The following is a 23,194-nucleotide window of genomic DNA, read 5'->3' as shown; positions in this document are numbered from 1 at the left end:
AATATTATTAATCAATCCTAACACTATAAAAAAACCACAATCTTGAGATCGTGGTTTTTTTTATTTTTAGAGACATTGTACCCTAAGACACTGCTTTCAACTTCTTTAAAGTAGATTTTGAGAGTCTATCTTCAGCATAAGACTTCGTAACATTAAGTTTAGTTTCACCCGATCCTGGCAGATCAAACATGGCTTCCGTTAGAATCTCTTCACACAAGGAACGTAATCCTCTGGCACCTAACTTATACTCAATGGCCTTATCAACAATATAATTTAACGCACCTTCTGTAATGGTAAACTCCACATCATCCATTGCAAAGAGCTTCTTATACTGTTTGATGATGGCATTCTTTGGCTCTGTTAATATAGCTCTTAACGTATTTGCATCTAAAGGATCCATATGTGTTAAAACAGGCAGGCGTCCAATAATTTCTGGAATTAATCCAAAATCTTTTAAGTCTTTAGGGATAATGTATTGTAAAATATTATCACCATCCACATTATCATCTTTTATAGAGCTATAACCTATTGCCTGCATATTAAGACGTTTGCTAATAACGCGTTCAATACCATCAAACGCACCACCTGCAATAAATAGGATATGTTCAGTATTCACTTCTATAAATTTTTGGTCTGGATGTTTACGCCCGCCCTTCGGTGGTACATTAACAACAGTGCCTTCTAACAATTTTAGAAGTGCTTGCTGAACTCCTTCTCCAGAAACATCTCTAGTTATTGATGGATTATCACTCTTACGAGCAATTTTATCAATCTCATCAATAAATACGATGCCACGTTGCGCCTTTTCTAAATTGTAATCGGCAGCTTGTAACAAGCGCGTTAAGATACTTTCTACATCTTCACCCACATACCCAGCTTCGGTTAAAACAGTAGCGTCGACTATTGCTAAAGGGACGTTAAGCATTCTAGCTACAGTTTTTGCCATCAAGGTTTTACCCGTTCCTGTTTGTCCAACCATAATGATATTACTCTTCTGGATTTCAATATCATCATCCGACGGCGGCTGTAACAAACGTTTATAATGATTATATACCGCAACGGACATAACACGTTTGGTATACTCCTGACCTATAATGTACTCATCCAAGAAAGCTTTGATTTCCTTTGGCTTTCTAAGCATTAATTCGGCACTCAATTCAGAATTTCCTGACTGTTTAGATTCCTCAACCACAATACCATAAGCCTGCTCAATACAACGATCACAAATATGCGCATCAAGTCCTGCAATGAGTAAATTAGTCTCTGACTTTTTTCTACCACAGAAGGAACATTCTAATTCTTCTTTAGCCATATCTTAGTTATTTTAGAAAATTTTATTCGTAAGTCGTTTCTATTACTTGCGCTCTAAAACTTCATCTATCATTCCGTAAGCTAATGCTTCATCTGACTTCATCCAGTAATCTCGGTCTGAGTCTTTTTCAACTTGCTCGTAAGACTTACCTGAATGACTTGAAATGATGTTATATAGTTCTTCTTTTACTTTAATAGTTTCACGAACAGCAATTTCCATATCCGAAACTTGCCCTTGAGTTCCACTCATCGGTTGATGAATCATCACACGAGAATGTTTTAATGCCGAACGTTTACCCTTTTCACCAGCACATAATAATACAGCTGCCATTGACGCTGCAATACCTGTACAAATAGTAGCAACATCTGGTTTTACAAACTGCATAGTATCATAAATACCTAAACCCGCATAAACAGAGCCACCTGGTGAGTTAATATAAATTTGAATATCCTTTGATGCATCTGTACTCTGTAAGAATAACAACTGTGCTTGAATAATGTTTGCCACCTGATCGTTAACTCCTGTACCTAAGAAAATAATGCGATCCATCATTAAACGCGAAAACACATCCATTGCTATAGCATTTAGCTGTCTTTCTTCAATAATATTGGGTGTTAAGTTTGTAGGATACATGCTTCGCATAATCTTATCGTAATACAAGCTATTTATCCCTTGATCCTTTATTGCAAACTTTTCAAATTCTTTTCCGTAGTTCATTTAAATTCAATTGTTTTTTGATTAAAAAAAAAACGTAAAACCTAACAGTTTTACGCTTTAAAGATACTAATTTATTCTATAACGCTTAACTGTAGAATTCTTTAACAAAATTATCATAGGTAATTTCTTTGGTCTTAAGATTTGCTTCAGTTTTGTACAGATTTAATAGCTTCTGACTCATCAACTGATCAGAAATACGTTTTACCTCATCTTGGTTAGACATGATTCGAGCAGCAATATCTTCAAGCTCTTTTTCAGTAGGATTCATTTGACCAAACTGAGCCATTTGACCTTTAATCATATCCATAGCATATGATTTTAATTCGTCGAACTGAACTTGTAAATCATTATCTGCAATAATTTTACCTTCAATCAGTTGATAGCGCATGCTTTTTTCTGACTTCTCATATTCTTCTTTAGCCTGTTCTTCTGTCATAGGTTCTTCACCTGCTGTTTGCATCCACTTTTGTAGAAACTCAGCTGGTAAATCGAACTTTGTACTCTCAACCAAATACTCAGTGACATCATTTAATAATTTTTGATCTCCTTGCTGGGCAAACTGCTTCTCAGAATCTGCCTTTATCTTTTCTTTAAGTTCTGTAACTGAGGCTACAACATTAGGTCCAAAAAGTTTATCAAATAGCTCTTGATCTAAATCTGCTAACTCACGATGATTAATCTCAGAGACTTCAAAATTTACCTCAATATTAAGATCTTTAGCCACTTGGTGATCTACCTTTAAGTAAGTAGTTAAACCATAATCTACATTAAATAGATTCTTTGTTTTTAGAGTAATTGTATCACCAACTTTTGCACCGATAAACTTTTTTAAGTTTGCTTTACCTTTTATTTTATCTACTGAAAATGTTGCAACATTTTCAATGTTTTCTTCAGAATTAACAAACTTACCCGTGAGCTCAGAATTATCTTCTACTTGGTCTTGTGAAATTATTTTACCGTACTGCTTTTGAATATTCTCTATTTGAGTGTCAATCATTTCAGCATCTGCAACGATGTTATAGTGCGTGAGTGATTTTTTACCTTTAAGCTTAACATCAAATTCAGGTGCTAAACCAAGCTCAAACTCAAATGAGAATGCATCTGCATCCCAATCTAAGTCATCTTGAGGCTTTGGCAATGGATTACCTAAAACATCCAACTTTTCTTCTACTAAGTATTTACCAATAGCATCTTGAAGTAATTTATTTACCTCATCCACTAAAACAGCTTTACCATATTGCTTCTTAACCAAGCTCATTGGCACATGCCCTTTTCTAAAACCAGGAATGTTAGCCGATTTGCGATAATCAGTTAAGATTTTTTCAACTTTATCGCTGTAATCTTCTTTTGCGATATCTACTTTAACAACTGCATTTAAAGCATCGATGTTTTCTCTTGTAATGTTCATTCTTTTAGATACTAAAATTGGGCTGCAAAAATACAATATTTTTTACAACCCAACAATACTTTTAACCCTTTGTATTACAGCTTCTTCTTCTCTGTTTTTATAAACGATTGTAGTACTGATTGCACTACACACAAGAGTATACTAAACATTACTGCCGTCCACAGTCCATCCACACGAAATCCATCAACAAGTTTATCGGCTAGTAAAACTATTAATGCATTAACTATAAACAGAAAAAAGCCTAATGTAAGCATGGTAACAGGTAAGGTAAGAATCACTAAAATTGGTTTTACCAAGAGGTTTAAGATCGAGAGCACGACAGCTACAATAACAGCACCAAGGTAACCATTAACTTCTACACCATTTAATATTTCTGAAAGGGCAAATACTGCAAGGGCGTTTAACAATAATTTGACAACTGTATTCATTAGCTAATATTAATAAATAGTAAAAACAATAGGTATTGAAAAAGGGATTACAACAGGTTTTCCCTTTTGATAAGCTGGCCTCATTTTTGGTAATATATTGATAACTCTTATTGCTTCTTTTTGAAGCACAGGATGCGGTGCTTTAGAGCTTGCATTAGTTACATTACCTTCTTTATCTATTTTGAAAAACAAAATAATTCTTTGTCGACCTTTTAAGTTGGCATCGAGCTCTAAATCTGTATTAAAGTTTCTACTTATAAACTGAGAAACTGCCTTGCTCATGCACCTTTTACGAGCCCTATTACCAAATACTTCTTCACATCCAGGATATAATGGTACTTTTTCTAGCACGCCATCTGGTACTGAAGTTGTTTTTAGGTTTAGAACTGAAGGATCACCTTTTATTCTAATCTTTTTAGCTTTCTTTCCATTTTTATCATACTTAATCCAGGTTTTTGCAAATTCATCCTTCTCATAATAGCCTTTCCAAACAACAACTTCATTTTCATCGTAACGCCGTTCGGCACCTTCTTTTTTATCTCTCAACATAAGACCTTCTAATTTTAACTTTCCGTTCTTATAAAATTGCTGGTAAATTCCATGCCTGTAACCATCCTCATAAGTAATAATCCATTTCAGATTACCTTCTGTGTCATATAATTTCCATTTTCCTGAAAGCTCATTATCAATATAATTTGCTTCAATTTCTAACTCCCCATTTTCATAAAAACTTTTATAATAACCAGAGTTTAATTGACGCTCGTACTCTAATTTTCCACTCTTATAGTATCCGTATCTAATAAAACTATTCTCAACTTTAATAACCTTACTACTTATTTCCGCAGTATCATAATAATTGATCTCTTCTTTATTGAGCTCCCCATCCTTATAACTATAAATTTTAGAAATCTGTCCGTTTTTGTGGTATTGCTTCCATTCGCCAATCCGCTTTTCATTTTTGTATTGTCCTTCAATAAACAACTCACCAGAATCATAATAATTCTTGTAAGGACCATCCTCTCTTTTCTGAGAGAATAAGAGTTGTAACATAAGACATAAGAACAATACTAAAACTTTCTTCATAATGACCTTTACAATTTATGATATTTCTTAAATATAAGCTTTAAAACAACATAAATCAAAAGTGAGTATAAACAAAGATTTATCATAATTCCAAGGAGATAATAATCACTTGCGGATGATATAAAAAGATTAAAAGGAAACTGAAAAATTTCTACGACTTTTATAATCATGAAATTCCCAGCTTCTCCGTAACTAGTGTCACTTTTCATTATGGCTTCATAGAAACCAATACCAACAAAATAAATGACCGCGACTAAGCTTAGAACAACAAGGTAAGCACGGAAATTAATTTTCATTTAATAAACTTAACGACCTCCCTATAAAAATCCTTAGGATTTTCTGCATGCAGCCAGTGGCCTGCATTAGAAATTGTCACTAACTTAGCGTTTGGAAAATGCCTATGAATTATGGCCTCATCAGTAGGACCTATATATTCAGATTTATCTCCTTTTAAAAATAAGGTCTCATTATTAAAAACAGCATGTGCAGCTAAGGCTTCTCCAACCTCAGACATATGCTCTTTTAAAACTGGTAAATTTATTCTAAGACCAAGTTGACCTTTTTCAACCCAATACAAATTCTTTAGCAAAAACATCCGTGTACCAACTTCTTCAACATACGGTCTTAAAGCCTTGTCTGCTTGCCCTCTACTTTTTATTTGAGAAAAATCTAAATGACTCAATCCATTTAGTATAGCATCGTGATGTACAGGATAATACCTTGGAGAAATATCAGCAACCAAAAGTTTACTCACTACTTCTGGATACATGGTGGCAAAAGTCATTGCCGTCTTTCCACCCATGGAGTGCCCTAATAAAATAATATCATCTAAACCTTGTGTATCACAATAGCGTCTTAAGTCTTGGGCCATTACCTCATAATCAAATTCGCTAGAATGAAAACTACGTCCATGATTACGTTGATCTACCAGATGAACCTCAAAATTTAACTCAGAAAATTGTTTGGCTAGAGTTTTCCAATTGTCACCCATTCCCAAAAATCCATGGAGAATTATAAAAGGACTCCCTTCTCCAATTATATTTGAATGTAATATCATTTTAGCTTTTCTAGATATTGCTTGATGACAGTTTCGGCACCAAAATACAAACTCTCAGATATTAAAGCATGACCTATAGAAACCTCTAAAAGCCCAGTGATATTCTCTTTAAAAAATTTAATGTTATTTAAAGATAAATCATGCCCTGCATTAATACCTAATCCAACTGCATTCGCAAGACCTGCACATGCCATGTACGGTTGTATTGCATCTTCATTTCCTAAGCTAAACTGATGCGCATAAGCCTCTGTATATAGTTCAATTCTATCAGTTCCTGTTGCCTTTGCTCCTTCAATCTGATGCAAATCTGGATCAACAAAAATGGAGGTTCTAATACCATTACTTTTAAATTCCCCAATAACATCAATTAAAAAATCTTTGTGTTTTAATGTATCCCATCCAGCGTTAGAGGTAATCGCATCTTCAGCATCAGGAACTAAGGTAACTTGAGTTGGTTTTATCTCTAAAACCATATCAACAAACTTAGGAATTGGATTCCCTTCAATATTATATTCGGTATAGACTTCAGATTTTAAATCATATGCATCTTGATACCGAATATGGCGTTCATCTGGTCTTGGATGAATTGTGATACCTTCTGCCCCAAATTGTTGGGCATCCTTAGCAAACTGAACAACATTTGGTGAGTCTCCACCACGACTATTTCTTAAAGTAGCTATCTTGTTTATATTAACACTTAGCTTTGTCATTTTCTAAAAATTTTGAATTACAAAAATACGAAGTAGAACATGCTTTTTATGGTTATTTTTAATTAATTTGCGTACTATTGAAGCCCTATTATGCAATTACAAGATTTTGTTATAAACGACATCAAACCTCTAAGTGTTACTGATAAAATTAGTGATTTACAGATGCTATTTAATCAGTTGACTTACTCACACATTCCTATTCAAAATAACGGAGTTTATTTAGGTTGTATATCAGAGACTGATGCACATTGTTTTGATGGGGCAAAATCTATAAATGATTGCAACTATACCATTGAAGGTTTTTTTGTTAGACCAACCACAAATTGGTTAGATGTTCTAGAAGTTTTTGCTCAGAACGATTCTAATATTATGCCTGTTCTTGATGCTCAAAATAAGTACCTTGGATATTACGAACTTAATGATGTTATTCACTTATTTAATGAGACTCCTTTCTTTTCAGAACCGGGAGGTATACTCATTGTAGAAAAAGGAATCAATGATTATTCTTTTAGCGAAATCAGCCAAATTGTTGAGTCTAATGATGCTAAGCTTCTTGGTGCCTTCATATCGAAAATGGATGGTGATTTAGCAAGAATTACAATTAAGATTGGTAATGCGAGTTTAAATGATGTGATTCAAACGTTTAGACGTTACAGTTATAATATTGTCTCTGGTCATGAAGAGGACTCGTATATAGAAAGCCTAAAAGAGCGTTCGCAATATTTAGACAGATACTTAAATATGTAATGATGAAGATTGCCATTTACGGTCAAAACTACACAAAGGACGCTTCGCAAAAGGCCGTTGAAAAGCTATTAGACTTTCTTTTAGCAAAAGAAGCAGATGTCTTTATAGAAAAGGAGTTTTTAACTACGCAAAATAGTGCAATTCAAGATAGCTCGGCAATTCGAAAATTTGAAAAACTCAATACTAGTTTTGATTTACTCATAAGTATTGGAGGAGATGGAACTATTCTAAGAGCTATAACATACGTTAGAGACTTAAATATCCCAATAGTTGGTATAAATACAGGCAGATTAGGATTTTTAGCAACCATACAAACAGATGAAATTGAATCTACACTTTCAGAAATCTTTAACGGCCAGTATAAAATTTCTAAACGCTCACTGCTCAGTGTTGAAACCTCACCCAAAAATGAGAGTATAACATCCATAAACTTTGCATTAAATGAAGTTGCCCTCAGCAGAAAAAATACAACGTCAATGATTACGGTCAACACACAACTTAATGGAGAATATTTAACCTCATATTGGGCGGATGGTCTTATCCTATCTACACCTACGGGATCCACAGGATATTCATTAAGTTGCGGTGGTCCCGTAATTGCACCCGATGCCAATAATTTTGTACTTACACCTATTGCTCCGCACAACCTGAATGCTAGACCATTAATTATTCCAGATAGTACTGAGGTTACTTTTAGGGTAGATGGCAGAGAAGACCAATTCTTAATGTCTTTAGATTCTAGAATCGTAACCCTAGCTAATAGCACTGTAGTTACCGTTAAAAAAGCAGAATTTGCCATAAGAATGGTCGAACGTTTAGACGAAACATTTTTAGACACGCTTAGAAAAAAGCTTCTTTGGGGAGAAGACCGCAGAAACTAAACCCAATGTCATACAATAAATACCTTTTAAAACTGTTTATTTCTAAGACATTTTGCCCCAAATTATTATAGGCAAGGCATAATTATTATATTTGCAAACTTTGGAAAATTTATGAGGTATTTATTGCTAATTTTTATGAGTGTATTTTACCTACAAAACACTGAATCTCAAATCTATGAAGTTGGTGTATTTTTTGGTGGAAGTAATTTTATTGGAGATGTCGGTGCAACGAATTATATAGCCCCAAATCAAGGAGCATTTGGAGCACTTTTGAAATGGAACCGAAGTCCAAGGCACGCATTTAGAGCGTCAGTAATTTTTTCCGATTTAGAAGGAATCGATGGCAAGTCTGATGACCCTAGACGTATTCAACGTGGTTATAGTTTTAACACGAATGTTCTAGAAATATCATTAGGAATGGAATTTACATTTTGGGATTTTGATTTACATGTAAGTGGTATGAAAGGAACACCATATTTATATTCAGGTATATCTGTTCTTAATCACGACAACTATTTTTTCGATCAAAATGGCAATTACACTTCAGAAAACACAAACAGTTGGGCCTATGGCATTCCTATGGTTTTAGGATATAAAACAAATATTAGCAACCATTTGGTGTTAGCAGCAGAGGTGGGTGCACGATATACCTTTTCGGACGAATTGGATGGAAGTGTTCCAGACTCAGAATCTAGAGAACAATTTAGCTTCGGAAATACTAATAGTAATGATTGGTATGTATTTTCTGGAATTACACTAACTTACACCTTTGGCAGGAGACCTTGTTATTGCGGATTTTAAATGAGCCTAAAAGAAGATATACATAAAGACAAACTACCTAATCATGTCGCCATAATTATGGATGGTAATGGACGTTGGGCCAAACAACAAGGTCTAATGCGCGTTATCGGTCATGAAAATGGCACTAAAGCGGTAAGACAGGTTGTTGAAGCAAGTGCGGAATTAGGTATAAAAAATTTAACACTCTACGCCTTCTCAACAGAAAACTGGAATAGACCTAAATTAGAAGTTCAAACGTTAATGAAACTCTTGGTAAAATCTCTTAAAAAGGAAATTAAAACACTTCAAGACAATAATATTAAGTTATCTGCTATAGGTTGTCTTCATGATTTACCAAAAAGAGCACATGGAGAATTAAAAGATGTTATAGAAAAGACAAAAAATAATACAAATATGACATTAACTTTAGCCTTAAGCTATGGTTCTCGTGAAGAAATTGTTAATGTTATAAAGGAATTATCAGTTAAAGTTAAAAATAATATAATTTCTTCTGAAAGTATTGATGAATCAATAATAAATAAGCATCTTTACACGCAAAATTTACCAGATGTTGACCTGCTAATTCGCACAAGCGGTGAACAAAGAATCAGTAATTTTTTGCTTTGGCAAATTGCCTATGCGGAATTGTATTTTACAGATATTTTATGGCCAGATTTTGATAAAGAAAATCTGTATGAAGCACTCATAAATTATCAAAATAGAGAACGAAGATTTGGAAAAACAAGCGAACAACTTACCTAAGAAAAGCGTATTGAAGACTTTCACAAAACTATTATTATTTACGCTATTTTTCATAGTAACAACCAAGAGTAATGCGCAAGTTCAAGGTGGAGCAAAATATTTAATTAAAGACATTTCTGTAACGGGTAATACTAATTTTAGTCCTCAAACAATTATTGCCTATTCAAAACTTAGAAAGGATGAAGAAATCCAGGTTGGTGGCGAAAAAATTGCAAATGCAATTAAAACACTTTGGAAATCAAATCTCTTCAGCAGCATCGATATATACATAACTAATATCAAAGGTAATACTGCAAATCTTGAAATTAAACTAGTTGATCTTCCTGAGCTTCTTGACCTTACAATTGAAGGAGTCAAAAAGAATAAGCGTGATGAGATAATAAGTGAAAACAAATTACAGACTGGTGTAAAAGTAACCGAAAACTTAATTGCCACAACAAGAAATTACCTCACTAATAAATATAGAGAAAAAGGCTTCTTAAATACTAAAGTTAAAATCAATACAATAAAAGTAATCGATTCGTTTGAGAAGGAGCGCGTTAACATGAAAATCGCAATTGACAGAGGTGAAAAAGTAAAAATTAAAGCCATTAATTTTGAGGGTAATGAACAGGTGAAGGCTAAAAAACTTCGTAAAGCAATGAAAAATACGAAGCAAAAAAATCCTATAAGAATTTTGAAACGCTCTAAGTATATCGAATCAGATTTTAGAGAAGATTTAGTAAGTGTTATAGATAAGTATAAAGAAAAAGGGTTTCGCGATGCAAGAATAATTTCAGATTCTATCATTTACAATAACGATAAATCAATTAGCCTAAATATTAAAGTTGAAGAAGGGGAAAAATACACGTTCGGAAAAATTGACTTTGTCGGAAATACAGTGTATACAGATCAACAGCTTTCGCTAATGCTCGGTATTAAAGAAGGTGAGACGTATAATGGTGTTGAATTAAGAGAACGAATAGATGACCCTAACGATCCTGATGCACTTAGTTTGTCTAATGCATATCAAAATAACGGATATATGTTCTCAACAATAAACCCGGTAGAAGTTAGTGCTGAAGGGAACGTCATTGATATGGAAATTCGAATTTCTGAAGGTAAGCCAGCCTACTTTAATAGTGTTACGGTAACCGGAAATGATGTTACCAATGACCATGTTATTTATAGAGAAATAAGAACACGCCCCGGTGAGCTCTACAGCAAATCTCAAATTATTAGAACCTTAAGAGAGCTTGGACAATTAGGTTTCTTTGACGCTCAACAATTGGTGCCAAATATTAAAAATCCTAACCCTGTAGATGGCACATTAGATATTGAATACCAAGTTGCAGAACAAGGATCAAGTCAAATTCAACTACAAGGGGGATATGGTGGTGGTGGATTCATTGGTACCTTAGGTTTATCTTTTAACAATTTTGCTATCAAAGATATTTTTAAGAAAGAAGCTTATAAACCAGTTCCTCGAGGGGATGGACAGAGCTTAGCCCTGAGACTGCAAGCGAGCCAGTTCTTCCAAACCTATAGCTTTTCATTCAGTGAGCCTTGGCTTGGTGGCAAAAAACCCTTTCAATTATCTACATCATTATCACATTCAAAACAATTTCTATTTGATCCTCAAACGCGACGAGCAGATAAAAGTAGAAGATTCAATATCACAGGTTTAACTGTCGGCCTGTCAACACGGTTAACTAAACCAGATGATTACTTCTTGTTATCACAAGCTTTAAGCTATCAGCACTACAATTTAAAAAATTATAATACCGGCCTATTTACTTTTGGTGATGGGACCTCAAACAACTTATCCTATACCATTGGATTAAGTCGAAATAATTTATCTATAGATCCTATATTCCCAACTGCCGGATCTAGCTTTACCGTATCAGCTAAATTTTCTTTTCCGTATTCATTGGTCAATGGTGTAGATTATGGAGCGCTCAAGGATGAGAGAGATTCATTAGATCCTCAAGATCCAGACGATTTTGAACGTATTGGCGAAATTGATCAAGAACGATTTAAATGGCTAGAATTCTATAAAATTAAGTTTAAAGGTGATTGGTATACGTCTTTGTTTAAGATTGGAACAAAAGATTTAGTCTTAAGACCAAGTGTAGAATTTGGATTCTTAGGTGCCTATAATAACGACCGAGGTGTTATTCCATTCGAGCGATTCTTCGTAGGTGGCGACGGACTTGGGAATTTTGCTTTAGATGGTAGAGAAATTATTCAGTTACGTGGCTATCCTAACCAATCCTTGTCTACCTCCGATGGTGGTTCAATTTACAATAAATTCTCACTAGAATTGCGCTATCCAATTACCTTGGGTGCACAAGCAAAAATTTATGCATTGAGCTTTTTAGAAGGTGGGCAATCGGTCAATAGTTTTAGAGATTTTAATCCTTTTGACGTATATCGTTCCGCTGGTGTTGGACTTAGAATATTCATGCCAGCCTTTGGATTATTAGGTATTGATTTTGGTCATGCATTTGACAATTTGCCTGATGGAACTGCTCCTAGAAGATGGGAAACACATTTTATTATTGGACAACAATTTTAAGTTTGGCACGATATTTTCTTTTTGCTGTGTAAGAATTTCATGATGGTGTTAAAATTTTTAAAGATATATTTCGTTACATTTGGATATTAGTGACTCTAAAAACAACGAAACGCTTGTTTGAAAAAGTCTCAAAACAGATATAATCATGATAAAATTTAAAGTTCTTTTTTTACTTACAATTATAGGTCTAATGAGCTTTAGTATAAATGCCCAACGTGGTGTTAGGATAGGCTATATTGATACAGAATATATTTTGCAAAACGTTCCTGAATATCAAGAAGCCGCCACTCAACTAGACAAAAAAGTTCTTCAATGGAAAAGTGAAATTGAGCAAAGGATAAATGTAATTACACAAAAGAAAAAAGAACTTGAAAATGAGAGTGTCTTACTAACTAAGGAATTATATGAAGAACGTATGGAGGACATTTCTTTTGAAGAAGCTGAAGTACTGGATTATCAGCAAAAACGCTTTGGTCCACAGGGTGATATGATCATTCAAAAAAGGCAATTAATTGAACCTATTCAAGACCAAATATTTGCGGCTGTCCAACAAATAGCCGAAACTAAAAAATATGATTTTGTTTTTGATAAGTCTGCTGATGTTGTGATGCTATATTCGGCTGAACGCTATGATATAAGTGAACAAGTTCTTAAAACTATATCAAGAACATCACGCAGAACTCAAGCCAAAAGTAAAAAAGAGCGTAAAGAATTGGAGGATGAAGACGTTGTGCCAATCGTTAGCGAAGAAAAAGATGAGCGCCAAAAAGCATTAGAAGAGCGTAAAGCATCTCGAGAAGCGGAGTTAGAAGCCAAACGCGCTGAACGTGAAAAGGCTTTAGAAGCACGAAGAGCTAGGCAAGACTCTATAAGAGCCGCTAAAAAACGAGAAGCCGATGAAAGACGTCAAAAAGTATTAGACGCAAGAAATAATAAAGGAGAAGAAACGCAAACTGCAGCATCTGGAACTAAAGCTAAAGCAACAGGAACGGAAGCTGATAAGGCAATAAAAAATGAAGGTGCTAAAGTTCAAGCTAAGCCAACGGTTAAAAAAGATTCTACAAGTACTAAAAAGCCTCTGACTTCTGCAGAAATAAAAGCTAAAGATAGAGAGCGTAGAAGAAAGGCTTTAGAAGAAAGAAAACAAAAAATAATAGATCAAAGGAAGAAAGCACGTGAAGAAAGAGAGAAACAACTAAAACGAAGAGATTCTATAGCCAAGGCTAAGAAAAACGAAGGAGAAAACAATTAATAATTTATAACACACAAATACAATTTAGAAAAAATGAAACATTTAAAATCGCTATTATTTGCAGCAGCACTTATTATTGGAGCATCAAGCTTTATGTCGGCTCAAAGTAAAGTTGCACATATTAATAAGGAAGAATTAGTAAAAGCTATGCCTGCCTATGCAGTTGCACAAGCAGAAGTAGAAAAGCTGGGTAAAACATACCAAGCTCAAATCCAGGATTCTTTAAAAGAATTAGACGCTAAATTAAAGCAGTACAATGCTGAAGCTGAAGCTCAGACACAAGAAGAAAACCAAAAACGTATGGAAGAAGTTGAGGGCATGAAACAGAGCTTGGCACAATTTCAACAAAATGCACAGCAAGACATGCAGAAAAAAGAGTTTGATTTGTTAAAACCTATTCTAGAAGATGCCAATGACGCAATTCAAACTGTTGCTAGAGAACAAGGTTTTCAATACGTATTAGATTCTGCAATGTTAATTATGGCTGATGGCAAAGACTTAATGGCCGACGTTAAGGCACACTTAAAAATATAATAAATCAAAAAATAATATTTAATTAAGTCGCTTTTCGCAAAGCGACTTTTTTATTTTTGTTACAATGAGTACGCGTCCTATTGGTATATTTGATTCAGGTGTTGGAGGCACTTCTATTCTTAAAGAAATCCATGCTCTTTTACCAAACGAAAACTGCATTTATTTAGCAGATAGTAAAAATGCACCATATGGTAATAAATCCAAAAACGAAATTATTGATCTCAGCATAAAAAATACTGAATTATTACTAAGTCGTGGATGTAAAATTATTGTCGTGGCATGTAATACTGCCACAACCAATGCAATTGCACATTTAAGAGCAACTTATAAGGTTTCTTTTATTGGAATTGAACCTGCAATTAAACCAGCCGCTCTAAATACTCAAACTAAAACTGTTGGGATTTTAGCTACTAAAGGAACTTTAAGTAGTGAATTATTTCATGAAACTTCTGACTTGTACGCACACAATATTAACGTGATTGAGCAAGATGGCGATGGTATTGTTCCGCTTATTGAATCTGGCAAACTAGATACTAGCGAAATGAAAACACTTTTAGAATCTTATATCAATCCAATGATAGAACGCAATATTGATCATCTTGTCCTCGGTTGTACGCACTATCCTTACCTCATCCCTATTCTAAGAGAAATACTTCCAGAAAACGTAAACATAATAGATTCTGGGTTGGCAGTTGCAAGACAAACGAAAGCAGTTCTTGCTAAAGAAAACAGTCTGAACTCGTCGGATGAAGAAGGTACTGTAGATTTATTTACTAATGGTAATATCGCTATTCTTAATTCTCTTTTAGACCCTAAATTCGGCACTTCTTCTTTAGAATTTTAGTAAGGTTTTTTAATTTCGTTCCACTAATGACACATGACACTTATCTTTGTATATAATGCTCGCTCTGGAAAACGCAATGCCCTCATTGATGCTGGGCATAAATTATTCAGTCCGTCAACCTATCCCTGTAGTTTATGTGCATTGACTTACGATACATTTACAGAAAATACAGTTTGGAAAATGTTTAGAAAACAAAGCAACCATGAAATGCAATTTTTCCATAAAGATGAGTTTGAATCTCAATTTCCAAGTGTGAGACTAATCTATCCTACAGTACTTAAGCTTGAAGGACAACAATTGACTACTGTCTTAACTCCTGAAATACTTAACGAAATAAAGTCTGTTGAAGACCTCATACAAAGCTTAAATACTACGCTTTAAACCAACCCGAATACTTAACATAGTTATTGGCTATGCGATCAATTTCACCAGAAATTAGTTCTGGGCGAATATCCTTTATTTTTTTGGCTGGAGTTCCGGCATAAATACTTCCTGATTCTACACGCGTATTTTTAGTAACAACAGCACCTGCGGCAATAATACTATTGCTCTCAATTACGCAGTCGTCCATGATGATACTTCCCATGCCTATAAGGACATTATCATGAATTGTACAACCATGAACTATAGCATTATGTGCTATTGAAACGTTATTACCAATTGTTGTTGGAGATTTTTGATACGTTGCATGGATAATCGCTCCATCCTGTACATTGACCTTATCACCCATTTTAATAAAATGTACATCTCCTCGAATCACCGCATTAAACCAAATACTACATTGGCTGCCCATTGTAACTTCACCAACAATTGTAGCATTTTCTGCTATAAAACAATCCTCTGGTATTTGAGGATGTATTCCTCTGACTGGTCTTATAATTGGCATAAAAATTATTTAAAATAAGCTAAAAGATCTGCCTTTTTAGATGCTGAAACCGTAATTTGCTTGCCATTACGCAATACTACACTACCTCCTTTACCTTTTACGTACTTCACCACCTCATTTACATTTACTAAATAGCTCTTATGAACACGGGCAAAATTAGCATCTTTTAAACTATCTTCAATATATTTTAAAGTTTTACTGACTAACTTTTTCTTGTTGTTATTAAGAAAGATTTCAGTGTAATTATCATCGGCTTTGCAATACATGATATCTGAAGTTTCTAAAATTTCAAATCCATCTTGTTGAGGAATCGTTATTTTTCCGTTCACCGAATTCGTTTTAGGGACCAGAACTTGATCTTTTAAGGCATCCTCTTTCGATCTAATTTCAGTAACATAATCTACGGCTTTTATAAGGTCATCTATTGAAATTGGTTTCATCAAGTAATAAGAAGCATGGGCATTTAACGCTTCAATGGCATAATGGTTATACGCTGTAACAAATATTGTTTCGAAGTCTATGTCACCCACCTTGTCCAATAAATCAAAAGCATTACCATAAGGCATTTCTACATCGAGAAATACGACATCCAAATCATTATTTCTAATCAAAACTAGGGCCTCTTCAACATTGGCTGCTTCACCAATTATTGATACATTAGGACAATATTTACTCAAGTAGCTTCTTAATATTGCTCTACTTTTTTCTTCGTCTTCTACTAATATGGCTTTTAATTTCATAGCTAATCTTTTTTTAAGGTGACAACAACTTTAGTCCCTGTATCCTCGTCATCCTGATAATCTTCTATAGTAACGTGCACTTTATCTTTATACATTTCATTTAAGATGGCAACACGTTTAGTAATATTGTTCATCCCTTTAGAGTTTTGTTTCTTCTGATTTAATGTTTTAAGAGCCTTTGAACGTTCTCTACCGATACCATCGTCTGTTATAATAATTGCAATCTCATCCTTTGATTTTGAATGTATGTTTATATTAAGTTGTCCTTTTTCAGTTTTATAACGTAATCCATGCCAAACAGCGTTCTCAATGTAAGGTTGCAATAACATTGGTGGAATCTGGAACTCTTCAACATCTATAGTTTCATCTACAGAAATATCATAATCAAACTTATCTGAAAACCTAAAATGTTCTAATTTGGTATATAAATCTAATAACTCTATTTCTTTAGTTAGCGGAATAAAGTCTTCTTCACTATTCTCTAATACAGAACGCATTAAATGTGAAAAGTCAGATAAATACCTGTTCGCCGTTCGCTCATCGTTAGTGGCAATAAAACTATTTACAGAATTTAACGCATTAAAAATGAAGTGTGGATTCATTTGACTGCGCAACGATTTAAGTGCAAGAAGATTATTTGCAAGCCTCTGTTGCTTAATATATTTATACATAAAAAATCCAGTAACCAATAACAACAATAGTCCAGCTATAAATGAATATATTATAATCTGCTGTCCTCGATTACGCTCTTGAGAAAGCGCTATCTTATTGAGATTAAGCTCCCGATCACTTTCCAGAGCAGTAATACGGTTTTGTTGTAAGGCCAAGTTTCGACTAAAAAGAGCAGCTCGTGAAATTTCTTGCTCCTTCCTTGCATAAAGCTCATCTACAATGTTTTCATAGTTTTCAATCATCGCAAGTCCTTTTTCAGTATCACCCTTTCTGATTAGAGCCTCAGATAACTTCCTTGTTGCATTCTTACTAACAATCAAATCCCCTCGTTCATCAGCCTCTTTACGACTCTGTTCAAGGTATAGAATAGCATCATCATTTCGATTTTGGAGAATAAGTGCATTACCTATTTTATAGTTTTGTTTTTGTGAGGTAATTGGGCTTTCATTAGGAATTAAAGAATCCCTTTCTATATCCTCAATATCCTTTAAGGCTTGTTTACGTAATTCTATTTCACTGTCGTAATCCTGATTTTCACTATTAAATTCGGCGACCTTAATTTTTTCTTCAACGGCCCGTTTCTTATTTTCCTTTTCGGCCAAGTCGAGGGAGCTGTCAAAATAACCTTTAGCAGTATCAACTTCTCCTTTTCTATTATAAGCTTGTGCTATTTTAGAATTAAAATCAGTTACCTTAGGTGCAATCAAATGGTCTTTTGCCACCTTCAATCCTTGTTCATAGAAATCTATAGCATCAATAAAATTCTTGAGTTCTAGATTTGCATCGGCAATTCCTTCATAAAAAACAGTTTTTTGATAATTAGAAAGCTGATCTACATCAATTATCTCATAGGTAGATAAACTTTCGTCATAACTACCATTCTTGGTAAAGGCATTAGCTAACTTTAACTTAGCCGATGCTGTTGAAGCGTTTTGAATACTTATTTTAAAAGCAGAAATCGCAAGGTCATATTGTTTCCAATAGATATAAATATCACCTAATAATTCATGAGCTTCTGCACTCTGATTTGAGGATATATTGGCATTAAGTGCATCTCCAACAAACTGAATACTTTTTGAAGCATCCTTCTTAAGATAATTATCTGCCGAATCAATCATCTGATTGAACCGTTTACTTACCGAATTACTTTTATATCGTCCAGAACGCCAAGCATCACCTGAAATAACCTCTATTGTAATACGCTCACCACTTTCTATGGTGTAAAAAATGGTTTCAAAATCATGATGCTTAATAGTTAATTCATCACCTATTTTGGCCTTAATAATAAACTTACCATCTTTATTTGTTGAAGTATAGGTGCCGTTGTTAACCTCAATATCAACCGCTTCAATTGGGATTCTTGATCCTTGAATATAAACGGAGCCTCTAATAGTGAACACTTCATCTTCAGGTTTTACTGCTGCTTCTTTATTCTGAGCATTAGCTACGAATCCAACCAAGAAAACTAAAAATAATAAGGTATGTCTATAATCAATTTTCACACTTTAATGCTTTAATTGGAATAAACTTACACACTTTATTTGGTATCAAAAAATCACCCTCAAGGGTATTGGGGTAATTACATTAACAAAAGAAGGTTTTAACTAACTGAATAGTTGCCTTTACTCATTAAATAGGCTGTTTTACTCATTACGACTTTTTATCACTCATTTTTTAAAGGACCTTTAGGCATTCAGTAATCAAAAAACAACATAAGGAATGAAGAATATACTAAAATCAATAGCGATAATGTTGAGTTGTTCGATCATGCTGGCATGTAATGCCAATAACAACACTAACACTTATGATTTATCCCATAACCAGTTTACTATTACAACTCAACTCAAGGTAAAAAACCCTGAGATTAAAGTGGCACTTTTGCTTGATACGAGTAATAGTATGGACGGATTAATTGATCAGGCGAAAGCACAATTGTGGCAAATAGTAAATGAATTATCTTATGCCAAATGCCAAGAGCAAAGTCCTGACGTAAAAATTGCTTTATATGAATATGGAAATAATAGGCTTAATGCCGAGGAAGGCTACTTAAGGCAGGTTATTGCATTTAGTGATGATCTGGATGAAATTTCAAAATCACTATTTGAACTTACTACAAACGGTGGTGAGGAATACTGTGGTAAAGTTTTACAAACTGCTTTAGATCAATTAGATTGGGGCGAAGATAAGGATGACTTAAAGCTTATATTCATTGCAGGAAATGAACCTTACACACAAGGTGAAGTGAGTTACAAAGATGCTTCTAGATTAGCTCACAAGAATGATATAACTGTAAACACAATTTTTTGTGGCGACTACGATCAAGGCATATCAGGATACTGGAAAGATGGTGCTGACTTAACTCATGGCGATTATATGGCAATTAATCATAATAAAACCACTGTACATATAGCCTCCCCATATGATGATAAAATCCTTCAGCTTAATAAAAAACTAAATAAAACATATGTAGCCTACGGTTATGAAGGGCGGAAAAAAATGGAACTTCAAGAAGTACAAGACTCTAATGCTAGAGGTTATAATAAAGCCAATGCTGTAAGTAGGACCGTAAGTAAAAGTTCTAAGTTTTATAAAAATAGTTCATGGGATTTAGTAGATGCCGAACAAGAGGCGGATTTTTCATATGAGGAATTAAAAAAAGAACAACTCCCAATGGAACTAAAAGACAAATCCGTTGCTGAAATCAAGATTTACGTAGAAAAAAAACGAAAAGAACGCGAACAATTAAAGACCCAAATAAACGAGCTTAACAAACAAAGACGGGATTATATAGCCAATAAAACTACCAAAGATTCCAATGGTTTAGAAAATGCCATGATTAATGCAATCAAAAATCAGGCAAAATTGAAGAATTACAGTTGGAATAGATATTAAAAGAAAAAGGCTTGATTAAAATCAAGCCTTTTTCTTTTAATTTATAGCAGGACAATTACATTCATATTTCTCTCGTCTACAATTAAAGTTGTAGCCGAGTGTTATCTGATGGAAACCACCAGTATTGAAATTTATTGTATTGGCTTGATAAGAATATGTGTACGCAAAAACAAAGTTATTATAGTCTACACCTACAAATGGCGTTATGTATTGTAGTTTTTGACTACTAATACCGTTTCCGTCAACGAACTCAGCACCATCCAGACTTCTTCTATATGACAAGCCTCCCCATACTTTACCAAAATCCATTTCTCGGTAAACCTTTGCATTAATATCTATAGATGATTCTTCAGTAGCATCTCTGTACATGTACATAATTGAGGGTTCGTAACTCCAAGGGCTACCAAACTTATTAAATGTATATCCCATTGATGCTAAATACGTTCTTAAATTATCAAACTCAAAGCCCTGGTCATTAAAATTAATACCTTCGTTGTTTAAGATATTTTTTGCAGTGAAATGCGCGTAGAAATCAACAAAATGATAAGAAAATCCGAAGTCAATATTAAAGTTAGTTGCACTTTGTTCAATACCTGCAATTAACTGATCAAATTCTCCTGGTGCAAGAAAATCACTCTCGTCTAGCTTATATTGCAAAAAACCAGCACTTAATCCAAAAGAGAGCATATTCAAATCTATTTCGTTTCTTGAAAACATAAGATGATACGCAAATGTTGCATAGCCGCCAACAGTCGAATGATATCCGTTAGCATCGTTAAATAAAACACCACCTACTGCAACCGGTGAATCCCCTAATCTACCATTAACACTTAGTGTTTGCAGTGCAGGCGCATCATCAACACCAAACCATTGTTGTCTTGCTGTTAATCTAACTTTAGCACAATTAGCAACACCAGCCATTGAAGGATGAATTAAATAATAATTATCTGTTAAATAATCCGAATAGATAGGAACACCTTCCTGCGCAAAACTAAAATTTGCAATTAAGGCTGTGAATGCTAATAAACAAAACTTTTTTATTTTCATAATTTCTTTTATCGTTTCAGGGTAAAATGGGCTTTAAATTCTTTTCGTTGTCCGTTAAGTGGTTCGTCATAGATTACTGTAAACCAGTAATCACTAGTTGGCATTCTATTGCCATTGAACGTTCCATCCCATCCAGATCCCTCCGGATTGAGCTGCTTTAACAACTTCCCATAACGGTCAAATATATAAATTTTGGCATTACTTCCAATGCCTTCTATATTCCATGTATCATTATTTCCATCACCGTTTGGTGTAAAGTACTTTGGATAGTCTAATACAAACACTGATACTGTTGTTAGTCCACAACCTATCTTGTCTCTGGCGGTGATAATATGATCCCCTTGTGACACATCATCAAACAAGCCACTATCCTGCCACGGCCCTCCATCTAAACTATACTCATAATCTCCGATTCCTGTAGCCACTGCTTCTATAACGTTATTATTTCCAAAAGCTTGTGTCAACACTTCTGCCGTTAAACTCGGTGGTGCACTCTCTATAACTTCTGTCGTATCCATATTTACACAACTCGTCTGTGTCGATGTACTAATATCCGTTACTATAACACTATAAGTTCCGCCTTGTGTTGGTATTAATGATGAGCCAGTCTCTGTTGCTAAGACCGCACCGTTATAACTCCACTCAAATGTATAACCCGTATCGGATAGCCCCGTATCTAATACCGGAACCTCTAACACCTCTGTTCCATTTGTATCAATACAAAGGATATAACTATCCGCTAAATCAAAGTTTGGTAATGGATTTACCTGTAGCGTTAATGGTGCTACTGCAAAACATATGGACCCATCCTGTTGATTATCAAACACCCCATCGTTGTTTAAATCTACAGGATCTCCTATACCATCACCATCTACATCTACAAACTCAAACAAGCCATCGGCATTACCATCTATACCATCTGATAGTCCATCACCATCCACATCAATCAAGTCAAAGACTCCATCCCCATCTGTATCATAAGTATCTATAGTGCCATCACCATCTAAGTCTAAGCCTGCGCTTAATGCTCCTAGATCTAATGCGATTGGAATAACCGTTAAGGTATTGTTATCTACACGTGCATAAATCACCTGTGGGTTGACAACATTCTCATATAGGTTTGGTAGTGGGTTAACATTTAGTGTCGCATCAACCTCACTAGCATAATAGGTTACAATGTAGTTCCCCGGATCCTGTCCGTCGAGTACCTGAGTATCCTGAGTTGATAAATCAAACTGAACACTATCATTACTTGCATCACCATCGGTTTCCATATTGTCATCACACTCTTCGTAAACAATAGCTGTCATATCTGGATTTGCCTGAGCGGCCTCATCGACCTGAAGATTGAATCGTTGCGTACTGATAGAACATCCTGTAACATTATCTGTGATCGTTACAAAGATCTCTTGTGGGTTACTAATATTCGTATATGGACTTATCAAGGCATTCATTCCTGATTCAGCATCTGCTATATTTTCATGGTAAGTCACGATGTAACGTGTTGGGTCTTGTCCGTTTAATACTTCTGCATCTTTAGCTGTCAGATCAAAACTATCAAAACCATCCGTGTTAAGCTCACATTGAATAATGTCTGTCACTGCAACTACATCTGGTAGTGGGTTTACGCGTATAATAAACTGCACTAAGGTATAACAGCCTGTAGCATCATTGGTTACACGTACATGAATCGTTTGTTCTGGTATATCAATGTTTGTGTTTGTATACGCTGTTGGATCTGCTATCGCATTCTCACCTGTATAAGCATCGTCTAATGTCTCATGGTAAGTGGCTGTAACTCCAGCCTCGCCATTGATTAATAGAACCTCATTCTCTGTTAAATCAAAGGCCTCTACACCATCTCGTGTGTTTACATCATAACATA

The 23,194-nt window shown here is 34.6% G+C and carries 22 protein-coding genes; 10 read left to right on the top strand and 12 right to left on the bottom strand.

Annotation, left to right across the window (positions count from 1 at the left end; genetic code table 11):
- Nucleotides 1-82 precede the first annotated feature (82 nt).
- The 7 genes from clpX to HRU49_RS04690 all read right to left on the bottom strand — a co-directional run bounded on the left by clpX (nucleotide 83) and on the right by HRU49_RS04690 (nucleotide 6,715).
- Nucleotides 83-1,312, bottom strand: a complete 1,230-nt coding sequence (gene clpX / locus HRU49_RS04720) for an ATP-dependent Clp protease ATP-binding subunit ClpX (RefSeq protein WP_296354673.1) — start codon at nucleotides 1,310-1,312, stop codon at nucleotides 83-85.
- A gap of 42 nt (nucleotides 1,313-1,354) precedes the next feature.
- A complete protein-coding gene (gene clpP, locus HRU49_RS04715; protein ID WP_296354671.1) occupies nucleotides 1,355-2,029 on the bottom strand; it encodes an ATP-dependent Clp endopeptidase proteolytic subunit ClpP in 675 nt (224 codons plus the stop codon).
- A gap of 85 nt (nucleotides 2,030-2,114) precedes the next feature.
- Nucleotides 2,115-3,437: a trigger factor gene (tig, locus tag HRU49_RS04710; RefSeq protein ID WP_296354669.1), complete on the bottom strand. Its 1,323-nt coding sequence runs from the start codon at nucleotides 3,435-3,437 to the stop codon at nucleotides 2,115-2,117.
- 74 nt (nucleotides 3,438-3,511) lie between these two features.
- Nucleotides 3,512-3,865 (bottom strand): phage holin family protein, encoded by a 354-nt coding sequence (locus HRU49_RS04705; protein ID WP_296354666.1) that lies wholly within the window; start codon nucleotides 3,863-3,865, stop codon nucleotides 3,512-3,514.
- A 9-nt stretch (nucleotides 3,866-3,874) separates the two neighbouring features.
- Entirely contained in the window at nucleotides 3,875-4,948 is a 1,074-nt protein-coding gene (locus tag HRU49_RS04700; protein ID WP_296354663.1) for an energy transducer TonB, read from the bottom strand.
- A gap of 292 nt (nucleotides 4,949-5,240) precedes the next feature.
- A complete protein-coding gene (locus HRU49_RS04695; protein ID WP_296354661.1) occupies nucleotides 5,241-6,005 on the bottom strand; it encodes an alpha/beta fold hydrolase in 765 nt (254 codons plus the stop codon).
- The gene (locus HRU49_RS04690) at nucleotides 6,002-6,715 is read right to left on the bottom strand and encodes a pyridoxine 5'-phosphate synthase (protein ID WP_296354660.1); all 714 of its coding nucleotides are present in this window, start codon (nucleotides 6,713-6,715) and stop codon (nucleotides 6,002-6,004) included. The genes HRU49_RS04695 and HRU49_RS04690 overlap by 4 nt, the downstream gene beginning before the upstream one ends.
- Before the next feature lie 90 nt (nucleotides 6,716-6,805).
- Here HRU49_RS04690 and HRU49_RS04685 point away from each other — a divergent pair, with 90 nt between their 5' ends.
- The 9 genes from HRU49_RS04685 (at nucleotide 6,806) to HRU49_RS04645 (ending at nucleotide 15,453) form a co-directional block, all read left to right on the top strand.
- A complete protein-coding gene (locus HRU49_RS04685; RefSeq protein WP_296354657.1) occupies nucleotides 6,806-7,462 on the top strand; it encodes a CBS domain-containing protein in 657 nt (218 codons plus the stop codon).
- A gap of 2 nt (nucleotides 7,463-7,464) precedes the next feature.
- On the top strand, nucleotides 7,465-8,343 hold the full coding sequence (locus HRU49_RS04680) for an NAD kinase (protein WP_296354709.1): 879 nt from the start codon (nucleotides 7,465-7,467) through the stop codon (nucleotides 8,341-8,343).
- Nucleotides 8,344-8,454: 111 nt separating this feature from the next.
- Complete coding sequence (locus HRU49_RS04675) at nucleotides 8,455-9,144, top strand: DUF6089 family protein (RefSeq protein WP_296354655.1); 690 nt, start codon at nucleotides 8,455-8,457, stop codon at nucleotides 9,142-9,144.
- Nucleotides 9,145-9,885: an isoprenyl transferase gene (locus HRU49_RS04670; RefSeq protein WP_296354654.1), complete on the top strand. Its 741-nt coding sequence runs from the start codon at nucleotides 9,145-9,147 to the stop codon at nucleotides 9,883-9,885.
- Nucleotides 9,857-12,442 carry a POTRA domain-containing protein gene (locus HRU49_RS04665; RefSeq protein WP_296354652.1) on the top strand — a complete coding sequence of 862 codons (2,586 nt, stop codon included), beginning with the start codon at nucleotides 9,857-9,859 and terminating at the stop codon, nucleotides 12,440-12,442. The genes HRU49_RS04670 and HRU49_RS04665 overlap by 29 nt, the downstream gene beginning before the upstream one ends.
- Nucleotides 12,443-12,587: 145 nt before the next feature.
- Nucleotides 12,588-13,694: an OmpH family outer membrane protein gene (locus tag HRU49_RS04660; protein WP_296354649.1), complete on the top strand. Its 1,107-nt coding sequence runs from the start codon at nucleotides 12,588-12,590 to the stop codon at nucleotides 13,692-13,694.
- A 33-nt stretch (nucleotides 13,695-13,727) separates the two neighbouring features.
- Complete coding sequence (locus HRU49_RS04655) at nucleotides 13,728-14,228, top strand: OmpH family outer membrane protein (RefSeq protein ID WP_296354647.1); 501 nt, start codon at nucleotides 13,728-13,730, stop codon at nucleotides 14,226-14,228.
- 64 nt (nucleotides 14,229-14,292) lie between these two features.
- Nucleotides 14,293-15,072, top strand: a complete 780-nt coding sequence (murI, locus tag HRU49_RS04650; RefSeq protein WP_296354645.1) for a glutamate racemase — start codon at nucleotides 14,293-14,295, stop codon at nucleotides 15,070-15,072.
- 33 nt (nucleotides 15,073-15,105) lie between these two features.
- Complete coding sequence (locus HRU49_RS04645) at nucleotides 15,106-15,453, top strand: GTPase (protein ID WP_296354643.1); 348 nt, start codon at nucleotides 15,106-15,108, stop codon at nucleotides 15,451-15,453.
- Here the strand turns inward: HRU49_RS04645 and HRU49_RS04640 are convergent.
- Genes HRU49_RS04640 through HRU49_RS04630 form a run of 3 tightly spaced genes read right to left on the bottom strand, consistent with a single transcriptional unit; the run spans nucleotide 15,443 to nucleotide 18,872 of the window.
- On the bottom strand, nucleotides 15,443-15,958 hold the full coding sequence (locus HRU49_RS04640; RefSeq protein ID WP_296354642.1) for a gamma carbonic anhydrase family protein: 516 nt from the start codon (nucleotides 15,956-15,958) through the stop codon (nucleotides 15,443-15,445). The two genes, HRU49_RS04645 and HRU49_RS04640, sit on opposite strands and share 11 nt — an antisense overlap.
- 5 nt (nucleotides 15,959-15,963) lie before the next feature.
- Nucleotides 15,964-16,698 (bottom strand): LytTR family DNA-binding domain-containing protein, encoded by a 735-nt coding sequence (locus HRU49_RS04635; RefSeq protein ID WP_296354640.1) that lies wholly within the window; start codon nucleotides 16,696-16,698, stop codon nucleotides 15,964-15,966.
- A gap of 2 nt (nucleotides 16,699-16,700) precedes the next feature.
- Complete coding sequence (locus HRU49_RS04630; protein WP_296354638.1) at nucleotides 16,701-18,872, bottom strand: histidine kinase; 2,172 nt, start codon at nucleotides 18,870-18,872, stop codon at nucleotides 16,701-16,703.
- Nucleotides 18,873-19,089: 217 nt separating this feature from the next.
- Between HRU49_RS04630 and HRU49_RS04625 the strand changes: the two genes are divergently transcribed.
- Nucleotides 19,090-20,262, top strand: a complete 1,173-nt coding sequence (locus tag HRU49_RS04625) for a vWA domain-containing protein (RefSeq protein ID WP_296354636.1) — start codon at nucleotides 19,090-19,092, stop codon at nucleotides 20,260-20,262.
- 36 nt (nucleotides 20,263-20,298) lie between these two features.
- Here HRU49_RS04625 and HRU49_RS04620 read toward each other — a convergent pair whose 3' ends face one another.
- Both HRU49_RS04620 and HRU49_RS04615 read right to left on the bottom strand, forming a co-directional pair.
- Complete coding sequence (locus tag HRU49_RS04620) at nucleotides 20,299-21,309, bottom strand: type IX secretion system membrane protein PorP/SprF (RefSeq protein WP_296354634.1); 1,011 nt, start codon at nucleotides 21,307-21,309, stop codon at nucleotides 20,299-20,301.
- An 8-nt stretch (nucleotides 21,310-21,317) separates the two neighbouring features.
- A partial coding sequence (locus HRU49_RS04615) for a T9SS type B sorting domain-containing protein (protein WP_296354632.1) occupies nucleotides 21,318-23,194 on the bottom strand: 1,877 nt, incomplete at its 5' end.

It is taken from the genome of Winogradskyella sp. (assembly GCF_013213975.1).
In the GTDB taxonomy this organism is placed as follows: Bacteria; Bacteroidota; Bacteroidia; order Flavobacteriales; family Flavobacteriaceae; genus Winogradskyella.
Note: the sequence above shows the minus strand (reverse complement) of the source record. Positions and strands in the feature narration are given on the sequence as shown.